The following is a 15,304-nucleotide window of genomic DNA, read 5'->3' on the forward strand; positions in this document are numbered from 1 at the left end:
TACCTGACGATGACGTAATTCCTGGCCGCCGCATAACGGCACCGTTCATACCGAGGGCTCCATCGCGAAGACAAAAAAGCGCCCCCCCAGAAAGGACGTCATGGTGTATACTGCAATACCAATAAGCTGGGCAGTATAGATCCCGATCCCCATTTCAGTATGGGTGAAGACCACCACGCTCAGATTGACCAGATAGGCAATCAGGGCGACGAGACTCCATCGCAGAAAACCTTTCTTCCAGCATCCCGTATGCCGGAAGGTCCATAGCCGATTGAGGCTGAAGCTGATGACGTAGCCGACCACGTAGCCAAGGAAATTGGCGACACGGTAATCCGCTCCCGCATAGGAAATCAGCATAAAGATCAGGAGGAGAGAAAAGAGGGTATTGCCTGCGCCTACAAACAGGAATCTGGCAAGCTCGCCGAGCCTGAGATACAGATCCGGCCTGACATGTACGTTATTCATGAACTCAGTCTATCTCATTATTTGTGCAAAATCATGGCAATCGAAAGACCGAACGGAAGATTGCCATGAGAGAGGATTTTTTTCTCGAAGGAGAAAATTTTCAGCAAAATTTTATTCGTCGCGGGCGCGGGCATCGTGCCGTCGTCGCTTGTGGCCCCCGTCATATTCTTGATGATACGCACGGCGGCAGCCATCGGGAAAAGCAGCGTGTTGAAATAGGAACAGCGCTCGACCCTGAAGCCGATCCTTCTCGCCAGATCCAGCAATTGTTCCTTGTTATATCTGCGTTTATGATGGTTTTTGACATCATGATTGGACCACATCCAGCTATAGGCCGGAACGGTCAGGAACAGATGGCCATCGGGCTTCAGCAGATTCGCCGCCGCACGCAAACAGCCTGCGTCATCGTCCAGATGTTCCAGCACATCGAACATGACGACCAGATCCGCCTCCCCCGACCTGAACGGAAGATCCGGCAGCATGCCGTCGCAGACGTCGAAGCCACGGCTGATGGCGAGCTGCCGGCCGAAACCATTGGGCTCCATCCCGACGACATCGCCGTAGGCAGACAGCATCATCAGGTTTCCGCCCGTCCCCGACCCAAGCTCTATAATTTTCAGTTTCTTTTTTTCTGCTATTTTATTCAGAAAAGAAGAAATAATCCTACGCCGACCAACATACCACCAATGATTTTCTTCCATGGAAGCCATGGATGTGTACATGCCTGCGTCCATAATCTACGAATCTCTCATTTTGAGCCGTATTGAGGGGTTCTTGTAAAAAACGAGGATCAGTCTTTACGCATCAGCAAAGAGGAAACCGCGCCGGGCATCCCCGAAGCGGGTCTGGTTGTGCGAGGCTATCATAGCGGGGCCTTGATCGGCAGCGTGGAAAATTGTCCTCGGCTTTTGCGGGCGGGAGGTAGCTAAACGACTGAAGGATGCGGCGGTTGTTGAACCTGTCATTTCATTCGCCCGTCCAGTACATCGGGACGAACAGCTCAGGAGAGACGACAATGACGGACGACCCGCTGATCGACGCCGCCGTGGCGGTCCGCGCCAATGCCTACGCCCCCTATTCCCGCTTTCACGTGGGTGCGGCGCTGCGCAGCGCCGACGGGCGAATCTTCGCCGGCTGCAATGCCGAGAACGCCGCCTACCCCGAAGGCGTCTGCGCCGAAGGCGGGGCGATCTCGGCCATGGTCGCGGCAGGACAGCGCCGGATCGTGGATATCGTCATCAGCGGCGGCGGTGAAAAACCCTGTGCCCCCTGCGGCGGCTGTCGCCAGAAGATCCGGGAATTCGGCGCCCCCGACCTCAGGGTCCGCATGGTGGGCGCGACGGGACAGGTCCTTCTGGTCCGTACATTGTCCGACCTGCTGCCCGATGCGTTCGGTCCCGACGATTTGGCGTGATCACAGGGCCCGCGCAATCGACGCCCCCCTTTCACGCTAGCCGCGGAACGGGCGGCCGAGGCGGCGTTCGCCATCGATGTCACGTGACGCCGCCAGTCCCCAGCCCACCATCAGGAACACCCATCCCGCCGTCCGCACCGTGAACAATGCGCTGCTGGAAGCCAGCGGCCACAGCAGGATGCAGCAGGTCACAAACAGCATGGCCTGCTGTGGCGCATCCGCGGGCGCCAGTGCCCGCATCATGCGCCACAGCCACATCACGACCAGCACGACAAAGCAGGCCAGCCCGGTCAGTCCCGCGGTCGTTGCGGCTTCCAGATAGAAGTTATGCGGATGAATATTGCACCCCATGGCGGCGTTTCGAGCGTCCAGCCGCCAGCCGAACGGGGCCAGGCCATGGACATAAGCCGGATCGGCGCAGAAATCGCGAAACCCGTCGAACCCCAGGCCCAGCCAGGGATGATGCCGGACCATGACCGCCGCCCGCAGATAGATCTGTCCATAGGCGCTGTCGGGAAAATTCGTGATCTGCGCCAGGAAGCGCACCACCAGCTTCGCATAGGCTGGCGGAGAGAGGACCGGCAGCAGGCATAGTCCTGCCACCCCGGCCAGGGCCGCCGCGAAGACGGGCCATCTGGTCCAGCGGACGACCAGCGCCATGATCACCAGCCCCAGGCCGAACAGCAGACTGGGCATCCTCTGCCCGATCAGGATCATCGTCAGGACAAGGAACACGATGACGGCGACGCCCCACAGCTTGCGTCGCCACTCCGGAGCCTCCAGCCGCCGGACGACATGGGGCATGATGCCGGGAAAGACGACCATCAGCAGCGCGGCACCGGCACGGGGCTTGTAGAACGGGCCGGTCAGCGCCCCATCCGTCCAGCGCGGATAGCCCCAGAGATTCCGGCCCAGCAGATATTGCTGCCAGCATTCGGCGACGATCCAGACCGCTGCCACACTGACCACCAGCCCCAGCCATCGCCGCGACCGCGCGTCGCGCAGCACCCAATGTTCCAACGCGGCAGCGAACAGAAAAAATCTTCCGATAACGATCGCTTCCGAAATGGAATGGGCAGACCCATTCAATATCGACGACAGCACTGCCAGCGCCCAGAACAGCATCGCGACGGGAAACCAGCCCCGACGCCACCAATCGCCCTCCCGCGTCATTGCGCAATGCGCCAGGAACAGGATCCCGACCCCGGAGATGATGCCGTCGGAAATCGCACGCCCACGCAACTGAAAGAACGGCAGGGTCAAGGTCATCGCCAGCGCCAGCCAGCCCGCGATCCGATCGACCCTCATGCCCCGCAATTTCGTCTTCTCCACCATTACCCCACAGACATGACCCAGACGGCCTGACGATGCCGCCCAATCTGCCGCATCACCATGATTCCAGTCCGACACATGAACGTCATTTGAACTCGTCCGTGGCTGTGTCGTTACATATCGTAATAATTATCACGCGAGCACATCATGGGACGTCTGTTGATTGCCATCATCGGTGCCATTCGCATGAACCGCCTTCGCTACGGGGAATGAAGCACCCCCGACATGCAAAATGGCAGGCGAATTGCCTGATCTTCGGAATCGAAAGTTACAATTTCCAGTATTTCATGGCCGAAACAGGGCATGGCTCCCGGCTTCGAAGCGGGCCGGGATTCAACGCATGACGATGCATGCGTCGATCCGGTCGACCGCCTGGGTCACCGGATGCTGCCGGATATTCGAATGTTCGGAAAGGAAACTGGCGGAGGGGATGGGATTCGAACCCACGGTACGGCTTGACACCGTACAACGGTTTAGCAAACCGCCGCCTTCAGCCACTCGGCCACCCCTCCGCCGAAGAGCGTGTTTTTCACACGGCGTTTGCAGCGCTGCTTGTAGACCGTCGCCACAGCGCCGTCAAACCCGAAACCCGCCCCAACCGGTCGGTTACAGAACTTTCTTCAGGGCGGCGTTCACCAGCGCGGGATTCCCCTTGCCGGCCATGGCTTTCATGACCTGGCCCACAAAGAATCCGAACAATTTATCCTTGCCGGACCGGTATTCGGCCAGCTTGTCCTGGTTCGCGTCCAGCACCGCCTGCACGGCGGCGTCGATCGCGCCGGTGTCGGTGACCTGCCGCAGGCCCCGGCGCTCGACGACGGCCGCCGCCGATTCGCCGGTTTCCAGCATGTCCTCGAACACGTCCTTGGCGATCTTGCCGTTGATCGTCCCGTCGGTGATCAGGTCCAGCATGCCACCCAGCCCCTCGGCAGTGATGGGGCTGTCCTGGATGGTCCGGCCGGTACGGTTCAGGGCGCCAAAGAAATCGCCGATCACCCAGTTGGCCGCCAGGCGCGGATCGCGGCCCCGCGCGACCGTCTCGTAGAAATCGGCCGTCGCCTGTTCGGCCACCAGCACGCCGGCGTCATAGCGTGGAATGCCATATTCGCTCTGGAAGCGCTGGCGCTTGGCGTCGGGCAGTTCCGGCAGGACGGCCCCCAGCGATTCGACCCAGGCTTCCTCGACCACCAGCGGCAACAGGTCCGGATCGGGGAAGTAGCGATAATCGTGCGCGTCTTCCTTGCTGCGCAGCGACCGCGTCTCGCCCCGCGCCGGATCGAACAGGCGGGTTTCCTGATCGACCGACCCGCCGCCCTCCCAGATCTCCACCTGGCGGGCCGCCTCGATTTCGATCGCCTGCATCACGTAGCGAATCGAGTTCACGTTCTTGATCTCGCACCGCGTGCGGAACGGCTCGCCGGCCTTGCGGACGGATACGTTCACGTCGGCGCGCATGGAGCCTTCCTCCATATTACCGTCGCACGTGCCCAGATAGCGCAGGATCATGCGCAGCTTGCGCAGATAGGCCCCGGCCTCCTCGGGTGTGCGGATGTCGGGTTCGCTGACGATTTCCATCAGCGCGACGCCCGCGCGGTTCAGGTCGATGAAGGACCGTGTAGGGTCCTGGTCATGCATCGACTTGCCGGCATCCTGCTCCAGATGCAGGCGGGTAATGCCGATGGTCCGGATCGACCCATCGGCCAGTTCGATCTCCACCGCGCCCTCGCCGACGATCGGGTGGGTGAACTGGCTGATCTGGTAGCCGGTCGGCAGGTCCGCGTAGAAATAGTTCTTGCGGTCGAATCGGCTTTCGAGGTTGATGCGCGCCTTCAGGCCCAGCCCGGTACGGACCGCCTGCGCCACGCATTCGCGATTGATGACCGGCAGCATACCGGGAAAGCCCGCGTCCACCAGGCTGACATGCGTGTTCGGCTCGCCGCCGTACGATGCCGAGGCGCCGGAAAACAGCTTGGACTGGCTGATGACCTGGGCATGGACTTCCAGCCCGACGACCAGTTCCCAGGGGCCGGTCCGCCCTTCGATCACATAGCTCATCACACCACCTCCGCGCGCAACGCCGGGCGATGCGTGAAGGACGCCGCCCGTTCGATGGCGCTGGCGGCCGCCAGGACAGCTTCCTCGTCGAACGACCGGCCGATGATCTGCAGGCCCAGCGGCAGCCCGTTGGCGCTCAGCCCCGCCGGGACCGACATCGCGGGCACCCCGGCCATGCTGGCCGGAACGGTGAATACGTCGTTCAGATACATCTGCACCGGATCGTCCATCTTTTCCCCCTGCGCGAAGGCCGGGGACGGCGCCGTCGGCGTCAGCAGCACGTCGACCTGCTGGAACGCGCGCTCGAAATCCCGCCGGATCAGGTTCCGCACCTTCTGCGCCCGCAGGTAATACGCATCGTAATATCCGGCCGACAGGACGTAGGTTCCCATCATGATCCGCCGGCGAACCTCCGCCCCGAATCCGGCGCGCCGGGTCGCCTCGTACTGCTCGTCCAGCGAGGCAGCCGGCACCCGGCGCCCGAAGCGCACGCCGTCATAGCGCGCCAGGTTCGACGAACATTCGGCCGGCGCCACGATATAATAGGTCGCCAGGCCATACTTGGTGTAGGGCAGCGACACTTCGACGATCTCGCATCCCGCGTCGCGCAGCCAGGCGATGCCCTTGTTCCACGCGGCCTCGATTTCCGCCGGCATGCCCGCCACGCGGTATTCGGCGGGAATGCCCACCTTCATGCCCTTCAGGTCGCGGCCGCAGGCGGCGCGGTAATCGGGCACCGGGCAATCGACGCTGGTGCTGTCGCGAAGGTCGAACCCCGCCATCGACTGCAGCAGGATGGCGCAATCCTCGACCGTGCGGGCCATCGGCCCCGCCTGGTCCAGGGAACTGGCGAAGGCGATGGTGCCCCACCGGCTGCACCGCCCATAGGTCGGCTTGATGCCGGCGATTCCGCAATAGGATGCCGGCTGGCGGATCGAACCGCCGGTGTCGGTGCCCGTGGCCCCCATCACCAGGCTGGCCGCCACCGCCGCCGCCGACCCGCCGGACGAGCCGCCGGGAACCAGGACGGTGTCCGCCTCGCCCTCGCGCTTCCACGGATTTTCCACCGCGCCGAAGGCCGAATTGATATTGGCCGAACCCATCGCGAATTCGTCCAGGTTGGTCTTGCCCGCGAACACCGCGCCGTCGCGCAGCAGGTTTGCCGTCACCGTGCTTTCGTACGGCGGCACGAAATTTTCCAGCATCCGGCTGGCAGCCGTCGTCCGCACCCCGTCGGTGCAGAACAGGTCCTTGATGCCCAGCGGAATGCCCGTCAGCGGCGCGGCCTCGCCCTTGGCCAGCACGTCGTCCGCGCGACGCGCGGCATCCATCGCCTGGTCCGCCGTCACAGTAATGAAGGCGTTCAGCCGTCCGTTCAGCCGTTCGATCGCGGCGATATGCGCACCGACCAGCTCGACCGCCGAGAAATCGCGCCGCCTCAGCCCGTCCTGGGCCGCGGCGATCGTCAGTTCGGTCAGCATCATTCCACCACCTTCGGCACGGTATAAAACGGCCCCGCCGCATCCGGCGCGTTGGACAGGACGGCGTCGCGCGCGTCCCCGTCCGTCACCACGTCGTCGCGCATGCGCAGCGCCGCATGCCCGGTGCCCACCATTGGTTCGACACCGTCGATGTCGACCTCGTTCAACTGCTCGATCCAGCCGAGAATGCCGTTGAGTTCACCCTGCAGGGCATGCAGGTCGGATTCGTCGATTCCTATCCGGGCCAGTCTGGCGATACGACGGACGGTCGCGGGATCAAGCGACATGAAGCATAACTTTCCATCATGACTTGGGGGGAATAACCTGCCGGGCAGGACAACGCGCGGACCATAGACCCAGACATGCCCCTGTTCAACATGCACCAGATCCGCGCCCAACTGGGCCGCGACCAGCGCCTGCTGGGCCTCGACCCCGGCCAGAAGACGATCGGCCTGGCCCTGTCGGACGTCTCGCTGATGCTGGCCTCGCCTTACGGAACGCTGCGGCGGGGCAAGCTGTCCGCCATGGCGGTGGAAATCCGCCGCATCGCCGAACGCGAGGACGTGGGCGCCCTGGTGTCGGGCCTGCCGCTGTCCCTGGACGGCAGCTTCGGGCCGGCGGCCCAGGCGGCGCGCGACTGGATGATGTCCCTGTCCGAGCAGACCGGCCTGCCCGCCGCGATGTGGGACGAGCGCCTGTCATCCAGCGCCGTCAACCGGATGCTGGTGCAGGACGCCGACGTCAGCCGCCGGCGCCGTGCCGAACTGGTGGACAAGCTGGCCGCGTCCTACATGCTGCAAGGCGCGCTGGACGCGACCGCATACTGACGCGGCCGCACGGGTCCGCGCGGCAGGGTGACATGGATCTATTTTTAAATGGGAAGCCCGAAGGATGGTGGGCGCAACAGGGATTGAACCTGTGACCCCTACCATGTCAAGGTAGTGCTCTACCGCTGAGCTATGCGCCCATCCGTTCGGTGAACAGGCTTCTAGCCGGGCTGGCGGCGTTGCGCAACCCGTCCGTGCGGAAAAAATGAAATCGCACCCCTGTTTTGACGAAGCGCCTGATAACATGGGATAACTTCGCGAAATGGTTGCCAGTTCCCGCCTGGATCACACCGACGCGACGCCGTTGAACGACGGGGATGACGCCCATCCCGCCCCATTTGTGGTGACAGCGCCACGCGCTGCGCCCCTGCCTCTGGTGATCGCCTCGCCGCATTCCGGACGCGCCTATCCGGACGCTTTCCTTGCGATGTCGCGCCTGGACCGCGCCATTCTGCGCCGCAGCGAGGATTTCCATGTCGACGAGTTGCTGAACCGGGTGCCGGACCTGGGGGCCAGCCTGATCTGCGCGACATTTCCCCGCATCTATTGCGATCCCAACCGCGAGGCATGGGAACTGGACCCCACGATGTTCAGCGAACCCTTGCCCGACGGGTGCAACAGCACGACCGCCCGAGTCCGCGCGGGGCTGGGGACGATCCCGCGCCTGTCGGCCACCGGCGTGCCGATCTATCGCACGCGCCTCCCGTTCGCCGAGGCATGCGAACGGATTCGCACATGCTGGGCGCCCTACCACGCCGCCCTCTCGGCGTTGATCGACGCGGCTGTCGCCGCCCATGGCGTCTGCCTGTTGGTCGATTGCCATTCCATGCCTGGCCCGACAGGTCGCAACGCACCGGATTTCATCCTGGGCGACGCCTGGGGCACGTCATGCGCGCCGGCCATCACCGCCGCCGCCGAAACTGCCCTGCGCGCACGTGGGTTTGGCACCTGCCGCAACACTCCGTATGCCGGGGGCTATGTCACACGCCATTACGGCCGCCCCCGCGACGGGGTGCACACCCTGCAGGTCGAAATCAGCCGCGCGCTGTACATGGATGAGGCGCGGCTGGAAAAGGGCGACGGATTCGCCCTGATCCGGGCCATGCTGACCGGCCTGCTGCGCGACCTGGCGGCGGCAACGGAACGACTGACCCGTGACAGGGCCACCGCCCTGTCGTCCTGAAAGGTTCCGACGTGGCGGTCAGCCGACCTTCGGCGCCTCGCCCGACGGGGTCTGCTGATCCACGGCGGCAGGCAGGAACTGCGCCAGCGCCGGCAGGATGGTCGATGCCGGCAACCCCGTCCGGTCCGCCATCGCCTGGATCTGCTGGCTGGACAGGATCGAGCGCAGTTCGTCGACCGAAATCGGCAGGTTCTGGCCGCTCCCGATCCACGACCGGACCTTGTCCCCCAGCCCCGCCTGCTCGGCCTGGGCCATCAGGGTGGAAATCCCCTGTGCCGACGTCAGTTCAGCCAGATGCTGATGTACCTTGTCCGTCAGTCCGGTGCTGTCGGCCAGTTCCGTCACCTTGTTGATCAGTCCGTCGAATATTCCGGGCATTGTTCACCTGACCTTTCCTGGTCGCATTCCCTGCGGCAGGGCCATTATGAAGCAGCCGCCCGGAAATCAGGACAAAAAAAAGCGGTGCCAAAGCACCGCCAAGTTTAGGGAGGAAACGTCCAAGAAGCAGCTGCACATCGCAACACTGCAACGCCCCGATAGGAGCCCCAATCACATTTAAGTGTCAAGAAAATAGTACCCCGTGTCGCCGCCATCGCCACAAGGCACGGCTGCCCCGGCCCGTGAACGGCGCTGTCACACAGATAATTCGTGAGCTCGAAAGGGGAATCGGACTGATGGGAGGCGGGAAAATCTCCCGCTCTCTGCGGCGACATGATCAGCCGCCCGACGATCCGGATGGTGGGTGCGACAGGGATTGAACCTGTGACCCCCGCCGTGTGAAGGCGATGCTCTACCGCTGAGCTACGCACCCATCCGATGTCGTTGCGGCCCTATTAATGGATCTGCCCCCCCTTCGCAAGGGGCCTCATGCTCCATTTTTCACCGTCAGAAGCCGAACATGTGATCGAGGGAAAAGCCCCCCTCGTCGCGCATGACGCCGTGATAGCCGAACAGACGGCACGTCGTGTCCCGGATCATGACATAGCCCCCAAGACCGGCCTGCTCGACCGCCTCGGCGCCGAACAGGCGATGCGGCCACACCATCGCCGAGCCCGAACAGGCGATCTCAAGCCCTGATTCGGCAATGGCCCGCCCCGCCTGGTCGTGCAGGGTCAGGACGGTGCGCGAATGCGGCCGCCAGTCGGCGGATGCCGGATAGATCAGGCAGCAGAAGGCGTGCCCCAAGCCGTTTCCGCCCTTGAGGAACAGCCGTGTGGTCAGGCCCGGCGGCGGCCCGGAATAGGATTGCGGCTCGCCCCGATAGGTCATGACGGTGTTGAAGATGTGCGCGCCGAAACTGGTCTCCGCCGCGTGGCCGCCATCGCGGGCCTGGAATCGCACCAGCGCGTGCAGCCACCCGTCGGCGTCGCCGCCGTCGCGGAAATCATAGACCAGTTCGGCATGGCCTTCGGGCACGCCCAGTTGCGCCAGGTCCAGGGCCAGATCGTGGTCGCGCGGCAGGCAGCCCAGGAATTTCTGCCCGGTGGGGTTCCCTGCCCCGTCGAAACAATCGACGCGCAGCGGCAGGGTCGCCTGCGATTCGGCCATCGGCACCGGCTGCACGATCGTAAGGAACCGCGCGGGGTCCAGAATCGGGAACGGCAGCAGGAAGCCACGCCCGAACGACTCGGGCAGGTTGGCAATTCCGGGGTCGGGACGCAGGTCGGCGCGTTCGACATTCAGGTGCGCGATGCGGGTCCGGTGCGCCGATATCACCTCGTAACGGGGACGGACGACATGGCGGCCGGACCGGAGTTCGATCTGCGCCGGCCACGCCAGGTCCGGCAGGCAGTCGGCGACCCGGATCGCCGCCGTCTGGTACGGCCCGATTTCGCGCATGATCGAGGCATGGTGCGCCTCGCCCATGCGATTCAGGCTCATCGCGCCTGGGGGGATGGGCACCGCGTGGCTGTTCTGCACCCACAGGACGACGTCCTCCCCCACGTCGGGGGCCGGCAGGTTGGCATAGCGGTCGGACGGCCAGGCATTGGCGTCGTGCGTGACCGACAGGCTGTGGTTGCCGTCCGTGCCGTAGGTATCCAGCGCGTATTTCACCACGTCATGCCCCGCGACGCCGATGGCGTGCACGAACAATTGCCCCGTGAAGGCCGGCAGGCCGAATCGCGCGCGCACCGCCTGACTGTCGATGACGATGCTGCCGCCGTCGTCGGCCACGTCCTGTTCCCACGTCGCCAGCACCTTCCCGTCCGCGCCGAACAGCCGCAGCCACAGCCGCACCGCCCGCGCGCCGTAGCGCGACCAGTAATTCGCGCTGACCAGCCGGGTGGACAGCCCCTCCTGGTCGCGGAAGAACGCATGGTTGGTGGCGAAATTCAGCCGGTCCAGATACCGCTCGCGCACCGTCAACATCCGATCGGGCAGCCGCAGCGCGTCCATCGACAGGAACCGCGCTCCGGGCGGCAGCAGATGGGCGATACGGTCATGGATCCGCCCGCCATCGAAGGTGGCCGCCAGCACGACGGCGACCGGCGCCCCCGCAAGGTCGGTCAGCGCCCGCGCCGGGCCGCACGGCGTGGGCTGCCCCACCAGGGCGGCATCATGGACATACAGCCCCTCGACCACGCCAAGGTCGGGACCGAGCGCCCGCACCATGGCGAACATCCCCTCGGGGTCGTAGACCGCGACCGGCCCCAGGGCGCGCAGTTCCGCCGCCAGCGCGGACAGGGCCTCGGCCGCCAGCGGATGCGCCAGCGCCTTGTAGAGAACATTACCGCCCGCCTGGGCGTCATAGGTACGGATGTCCAGCATGGACCATTCATACCGCAGAATGCGGCAACCAGAAATCATGCCGGCCGGGTAGTGCCCCGAATCAGGCCTCCGGGCCCAGACCCAGACGGTGACGCATCTCGCCGGCCACCAGCCCGGTATCGTCCAGCGGGTGGACCGGCCAGTCGTCCATCCGCCCCGCGAACGGCCGGATGCGGCCCGCGCGGGCCAGGTCGCGCAGGAACAGGCCGATCCGCCGCGACCGTCCCGGCAGGTCCGCGATCATGACCGGCACGTCGCTGGCCACGGCTTCGGACACCATGGAGACGGAATCCTTCGTGACCACTATGGCGTCCGCGCAGGCCAGCAGGCCCAGATAGGGATTGTCCCCCTGCATGTCCCACACCCAGCCCCCCAGCGGCGACACGCCCGCGCGCACGACGGCGCAGACATCTTCACCGGTCCGCCGCGACGGGGTCACCGCCACGCCAACCCCGTCGCGGCGCATCATGTCGACCAGTTGCCCGGTCAGGGCCACCGCCTCCGTCACATCCAGGCGGAAACGACCGTTGGAACCGCCCAGCAGCACCGCGACCAGCGGGCGTGGCAGATGGGCCAGGCGCGGCCCCCACTCGGCCCGCGCCGCCGCCAGCCGCACCGGCGACACGCCATGCAGCGCCGTGCGCGTCAGCAGGACGTTCGGCCCCGCGATCTCGTCATGCCGGTTGGCGATCACCAGGTCGAATCGGCCCAGGCGCATGCGGGGGTTCTGGATCTGCACGATACGCCGGTCCGCCCGGCGCAGCGCCGCGCCGACCGCCCCGCCGGTGCCCCCGACGCTGAAGACCAGCCCGGCCGTCCGGGGATCGACCGGCGGGTCGATCGCGCGCAGCGGGGCCGGCCACCATGCGGCCGGCAGGCGCCCCCACAGGCCATGCGCCCTGACCGGGCAGAAAAACGGAGACAGTCCCGCCCGCGCCGCCAGACCGTACGCCTGTGAGCGCATGCCCGCCAGATCTTCCGCCACGACCGCCACCAGCCGATCCGCGGACTGGGGAAGATGAGGGGAAAGCTGATCCGAAACGTGATCCATGACGTCATCTGCCGGTAGGCGCACCCTGGCGTCAATCGAGCCGGACGGGGCGCGGGATGCGGCGCCCCGACGGAATCGCTTCGCCATCGCCGCCGGGCGGGGTATCTCGGGGCACGATGAATGACGCACCTTCCCTCCGCTTCGACGATCTGAACCTTGACTCCCGTATTCTCGCGGCGTTGGGGCCGGCAGGATATGTCGTGCCCTCGCCGATTCAGGCGCTCGCCATTCCACCGATTCTCGACGGCCGGGATGTCGAGGCGCTGGCCCGGACCGGGACGGGAAAGACGGCGGCCTTCGTGCTGCCGGTCATGCACCGCCTGCTGTCGCAGGAACACAGCCCGGATACGCGGGGGGGCCGTGCCCGCGCGCTGATCCTGTCGCCGACCCGCGAACTGGCCAACCAGACCGCCGGCACCGCGCGGACCTGCGTCCGCCACTGCGGCCTGACGGTCACCGTCGCCATCGGCGGCGTGCCCAAGGACCGGCAGGCCCGCGCCCTTGCGGCCGGCACCGATATCCTGGTCGCAACGCCGGGACGCCTGCTGGACCATCTGACCGACGGGACGCTGAACCTGGACGGCACCACGTGCCTGGTGCTGGACGAGGCCGACCAGATGCTCGACCTGGGGTTTCTTGAGGACGTGCGCGCCATCGCCGCCCGCCTGCCGGTGCGCCACCAGACGCTGATGTTCTCGGCGACCATGTCGCCCGCCATTTCGGCTCTGGCCCGGCAACTGCTGCACAAGCCGGTGCGCATCGCCCCGCCCGACGCCCCCGCGACCCTGCCGCGCATCCGCCAGCAGGCGATCTTCGTGCCCACCGCGCGCAAGGCCGCCACCCTGATCGCCCTGCTGCGCCGGGCGCCGGACGACCGGACGATCATCTTCACCCGCACCAGGCAGGGCGCGGACACGCTGGCGCGGGCGCTGGGCAAGGCGGGCGTCACCGCCACCGCGCTGCACGGCGACCACGGCCAGGCCAAGCGCGAGCAGACGCTGAACGCATTCCGCCAGGGCACGCTGCGCGCCCTGGTGGCGACCGATGTCATGGCGCGCGGCATCGATGTCGACGACGTGGCGCTGGTCGTCAATTTCGACATCCCCGAACAACCCGAAACCTATATCCACCGGATCGGCCGCACCGCGCGCGCCGGGCGGCGCGGCACGGCGCTGTCACTGTGCGATCCGTCCGAACGCCTGCTGCTGCGCGACATCGAAAAGCAGACGCGGGCGCGCATCGCGGTAATCGAATCGCCCTGACCGACCTGCGCTGGCGTGCGGGCGGGCGCGCGTCCATGGCATTGCGGCATCGCCGCGACTCTATAAACTCCGGTTCATGGCCCGCCCGATCCACCCCGTCGCGCACCATCACACCGGGACAGACGCCCGCCTGCCGGGTCGGCTTTCCGGCCGCCGGGACATGCCATGATGAGCTGCGGATCAGGCTCGCGCCCCGGTCCGTCGCCGCGCATGCGTGGGCGGCCCACATTTCAGGACGTCCTGCCCGCTCCGGCCCAGCCCCTGCCCCGCTTTTCCGTCGAAATCCCACCCCCCGACCTGTCGCGCTGGCAGCGGGGGAATTGCGGCATTCCCGGCGTCATCCATCTGGAAGCCTCACGCCCCGGCCCGCATGTCGTGCTGACCGCGCTGATCCATGGCAATGAATATGCCGGCGCGACCGTGCTCGACACGCTGTTGCGCGACGATCTGCGCCCGGCCCATGGGCGGCTGTCGCTGATCTTCGCCAATCTGGACGCCTTCGCGCGGTTCGACGCCGCCAATCCCGTGGCGTCGCGCTTCGTGGACGAGGACATGAACCGCCTGTGGTGCCGGCGGACGCTGAACGGCCCGCGCCAGTCGGCGGAACTGAACCGCGCCCGCGCGCTGCTGCCGGTGATCGAAAGCGCGGACATCCTGATGGATCTGCATTCGATGCTGTGGCCCGGCACGCCGCTGATCCTGGCCGGGGGGGCGGAGTCCGGGCGCAGGCTGTCGGCGATGGTCGGCGACCCCCCGCTGATCGTGTCCGATCACGGTCATCGGGCCGGCCCGCGCCTGATTGATTTCGAGCGGTTTTCAACCCCCGGCGGACAGGCGGCAGCCTGCCTGCTGGAAGCCGGGGCCCACTGGGACAGCTGCACCGTCACGGCGACCGCACAGGCCGTCCACGCCCTGCTGCGCCACAGCGGCCTGCTGCCCCCCGACCGTTCGCCACCGACGGCGGCGCCGCGCCACATGATGGTGACGGACATCGTGACGGCCCATACGCCGCGTTTCCGCTTCGTCAAGCCGTTCCGGGGCGGTCAGGTCGTCCCACGCCGGGGCACCCTGCTGGCGCAGGACGGCCCCGACGAGATCCGCACCCCCTACGACGACTGCATGCTGGTGATGCCCAACCTGCGGCCCGGCCGTGGCCAGACCGCCGTGCGGCTGGCCACGTCCGTCCCGGACCCTGCGATCCGGAACGGGGCGTAACCTATCTTCAGCGGTAGATGGGGAAGCGGGCGCACAGGGCCTTGACCTTGTGGTGGACGGCGGCCTCGATGTCGGCGCAGCCGTCCTCGCCGCGTTCGGCCAGGGCGGTCAGCACCTCGTCGATCATCAGCCCGGTCTCGCGGAACTCGTCGGCGCCGAAGCCGCGCGCGGTGGCCGCCGGGCTGCCCAGGCGGATGCCCGAGGTGATCGCCGGCTTTTCCGGGTCGAAGGGCACCGCGTTCTTGTTCGC

14 protein-coding genes, 3 tRNA genes and 1 pseudogene are annotated in these 15,304 nt (G+C 66.0%); 5 read left to right on the forward strand and 13 right to left on the reverse strand.

Annotated features, from left to right (window positions below; genetic code table 11):
* Nucleotides 1-45: 45 nt before the first annotated feature.
* Both HLH34_RS16775 and HLH34_RS16780 read right to left on the reverse strand, forming a co-directional pair.
* Nucleotides 46-465 (reverse strand): GtrA family protein, encoded by a 420-nt coding sequence (locus HLH34_RS16775; RefSeq protein ID WP_183120711.1) that lies wholly within the window; start codon nt 463-465, stop codon nt 46-48.
* Nucleotides 466-482: 17 nt separating this feature from the next.
* Nucleotides 483-1,175 carry a class I SAM-dependent methyltransferase gene (locus HLH34_RS16780; protein ID WP_220792227.1) on the reverse strand — a complete coding sequence of 231 codons (693 nt, stop codon included), beginning with the start codon at nt 1,173-1,175 and terminating at the stop codon, nt 483-485.
* A 305-nt stretch (nt 1,176-1,480) separates the two neighbouring features.
* Between HLH34_RS16780 and HLH34_RS16785 the strand changes: the two genes are divergently transcribed.
* Nucleotides 1,481-1,879 (forward strand): cytidine deaminase, encoded by a 399-nt coding sequence (locus HLH34_RS16785; protein WP_183120713.1) that lies wholly within the window; start codon nt 1,481-1,483, stop codon nt 1,877-1,879.
* 36 nt (nt 1,880-1,915) lie between these two features.
* Here the strand turns inward: HLH34_RS16785 and HLH34_RS16790 are convergent, their stop codons facing one another.
* The 5 genes from HLH34_RS16790 to gatC all read right to left on the reverse strand — a co-directional run bounded on the left by HLH34_RS16790 (nt 1,916) and on the right by gatC (nt 7,034).
* On the reverse strand, nt 1,916-3,187 hold the full coding sequence (locus HLH34_RS16790) for an O-antigen ligase family protein (protein WP_240162168.1): 1,272 nt from the start codon (nt 3,185-3,187) through the stop codon (nt 1,916-1,918).
* Between the two features lie 443 nt (nt 3,188-3,630).
* Nucleotides 3,631-3,723: transfer RNA gene (locus HLH34_RS16795), tRNA-Ser, on the reverse strand.
* Nucleotides 3,724-3,817: 94 nt separating this feature from the next.
* Entirely contained in the window at nt 3,818-5,266 is a 1,449-nt protein-coding gene (gene gatB, locus HLH34_RS16800) for an Asp-tRNA(Asn)/Glu-tRNA(Gln) amidotransferase subunit GatB (RefSeq protein ID WP_183120715.1), read from the reverse strand.
* The gene (gene gatA, locus HLH34_RS16805) at nt 5,266-6,750 is read right to left on the reverse strand and encodes an Asp-tRNA(Asn)/Glu-tRNA(Gln) amidotransferase subunit GatA (protein ID WP_373318630.1); all 1,485 of its coding nucleotides are present in this window, start codon (nt 6,748-6,750) and stop codon (nt 5,266-5,268) included. The genes gatB and gatA overlap by 1 nt, the downstream gene beginning before the upstream one ends.
* Complete coding sequence (gene gatC / locus HLH34_RS16810; protein ID WP_182943100.1) at nt 6,747-7,034, reverse strand: Asp-tRNA(Asn)/Glu-tRNA(Gln) amidotransferase subunit GatC; 288 nt, start codon at nt 7,032-7,034, stop codon at nt 6,747-6,749. The genes gatA and gatC overlap by 4 nt, the downstream gene beginning before the upstream one ends.
* Nucleotides 7,035-7,109: 75 nt before the next feature.
* Between gatC and ruvX the strand changes: the two genes are divergently transcribed.
* Complete coding sequence (ruvX, locus tag HLH34_RS16815) at nt 7,110-7,574, forward strand: Holliday junction resolvase RuvX (RefSeq protein ID WP_183120716.1); 465 nt, start codon at nt 7,110-7,112, stop codon at nt 7,572-7,574.
* Nucleotides 7,575-7,639: 65 nt separating this feature from the next.
* Here ruvX and HLH34_RS16820 read toward each other — a convergent pair.
* Nucleotides 7,640-7,714, reverse strand: a tRNA-Val gene (locus HLH34_RS16820).
* A gap of 122 nt (nt 7,715-7,836) precedes the next feature.
* On the opposite strand from HLH34_RS16820, the gene HLH34_RS16825 reads away from it, so the two are divergent.
* Nucleotides 7,837-8,757: an N-formylglutamate amidohydrolase gene (locus HLH34_RS16825; RefSeq protein WP_183120717.1), complete on the forward strand. Its 921-nt coding sequence runs from the start codon at nt 7,837-7,839 to the stop codon at nt 8,755-8,757.
* A gap of 18 nt (nt 8,758-8,775) precedes the next feature.
* On the opposite strand, the gene HLH34_RS16830 is transcribed toward HLH34_RS16825, so the two are convergent.
* The 4 genes from HLH34_RS16830 to HLH34_RS16845 form a co-directional block, all read right to left on the reverse strand.
* Nucleotides 8,776-9,135 carry a YidB family protein gene (locus HLH34_RS16830; RefSeq protein ID WP_183120718.1) on the reverse strand — a complete coding sequence of 120 codons (360 nt, stop codon included), beginning with the start codon at nt 9,133-9,135 and terminating at the stop codon, nt 8,776-8,778.
* Nucleotides 9,136-9,493: 358 nt separating this feature from the next.
* Nucleotides 9,494-9,568, reverse strand: a tRNA-Val gene (locus HLH34_RS16835).
* A 74-nt stretch (nt 9,569-9,642) separates the two neighbouring features.
* A complete protein-coding gene (locus tag HLH34_RS16840) occupies nt 9,643-11,526 on the reverse strand; it encodes a hypothetical protein (protein WP_183120719.1) in 1,884 nt (627 codons plus the stop codon).
* Nucleotides 11,527-11,587: 61 nt separating this feature from the next.
* A complete protein-coding gene (locus HLH34_RS16845; RefSeq protein WP_244960020.1) occupies nt 11,588-12,577 on the reverse strand; it encodes a mitochondrial fission ELM1 family protein in 990 nt (329 codons plus the stop codon).
* 200 nt (nt 12,578-12,777) lie between these two features.
* On the opposite strand from HLH34_RS16845, the gene HLH34_RS16850 reads away from it, so the two are divergent.
* Both HLH34_RS16850 and HLH34_RS16855 read left to right on the forward strand, forming a co-directional pair.
* Complete coding sequence (locus HLH34_RS16850; protein WP_306417757.1) at nt 12,778-13,839, forward strand: DEAD/DEAH box helicase; 1,062 nt, start codon at nt 12,778-12,780, stop codon at nt 13,837-13,839.
* Nucleotides 13,840-14,004: 165 nt separating this feature from the next.
* Nucleotides 14,005-15,054 (forward strand): M14 family metallopeptidase, encoded by a 1,050-nt coding sequence (locus HLH34_RS16855; RefSeq protein WP_183120721.1) that lies wholly within the window; start codon nt 14,005-14,007, stop codon nt 15,052-15,054.
* A 7-nt stretch (nt 15,055-15,061) separates the two neighbouring features.
* Here the strand turns inward: HLH34_RS16855 and glyA are convergent.
* A pseudogene (gene glyA, locus HLH34_RS16860) lies at nt 15,062-15,304 on the reverse strand (serine hydroxymethyltransferase); the annotation flags it as partial.

The organism is Gluconacetobacter azotocaptans (assembly GCF_014174355.1).
GTDB lineage: Bacteria > Pseudomonadota > Alphaproteobacteria > Acetobacterales > Acetobacteraceae > Gluconacetobacter > Gluconacetobacter azotocaptans.

Coding starts and splice junctions, on each gene's coding strand:
- HLH34_RS16775 (WP_183120711.1), bottom strand. CDS start 465: ATGAATAACGTACATGTCAGGCCGGATCTGTATCTCAGGCTCGGCGAG.
- HLH34_RS16825 (WP_183120717.1), top strand. CDS start 7,837: ATGGTTGCCAGTTCCCGCCTGGATCACACCGACGCGACGCCGTTGAAC.
- gatC (WP_182943100.1), bottom strand. CDS start 7,034: ATGTCGCTTGATCCCGCGACCGTCCGTCGTATCGCCAGACTGGCCCGG.
- HLH34_RS16785 (WP_183120713.1), top strand. CDS start 1,481: ATGACGGACGACCCGCTGATCGACGCCGCCGTGGCGGTCCGCGCCAAT.
- HLH34_RS16790 (WP_240162168.1), bottom strand. CDS start 3,187: ATGAGGGTCGATCGGATCGCGGGCTGGCTGGCGCTGGCGATGACCTTG.
- HLH34_RS16780 (WP_220792227.1), bottom strand. CDS start 1,175: ATGGCTTCCATGGAAGAAAATCATTGGTGGTATGTTGGTCGGCGTAGG.
- HLH34_RS16840 (WP_183120719.1), bottom strand. CDS start 11,526: ATGCTGGACATCCGTACCTATGACGCCCAGGCGGGCGGTAATGTTCTC.
- HLH34_RS16830 (WP_183120718.1), bottom strand. CDS start 9,135: ATGCCCGGAATATTCGACGGACTGATCAACAAGGTGACGGAACTGGCC.
- gatA (WP_373318630.1), bottom strand. CDS start 6,750: ATGATGCTGACCGAACTGACGATCGCCGCGGCCCAGGACGGGCTGAGG.
- HLH34_RS16855 (WP_183120721.1), top strand. CDS start 14,005: ATGATGAGCTGCGGATCAGGCTCGCGCCCCGGTCCGTCGCCGCGCATG.
- gatB (WP_183120715.1), bottom strand. CDS start 5,266: ATGAGCTATGTGATCGAAGGGCGGACCGGCCCCTGGGAACTGGTCGTC.
- ruvX (WP_183120716.1), top strand. CDS start 7,110: ATGCCCCTGTTCAACATGCACCAGATCCGCGCCCAACTGGGCCGCGAC.
- HLH34_RS16845 (WP_244960020.1), bottom strand. CDS start 12,577: ATGGATCACGTTTCGGATCAGCTTTCCCCTCATCTTCCCCAGTCCGCG.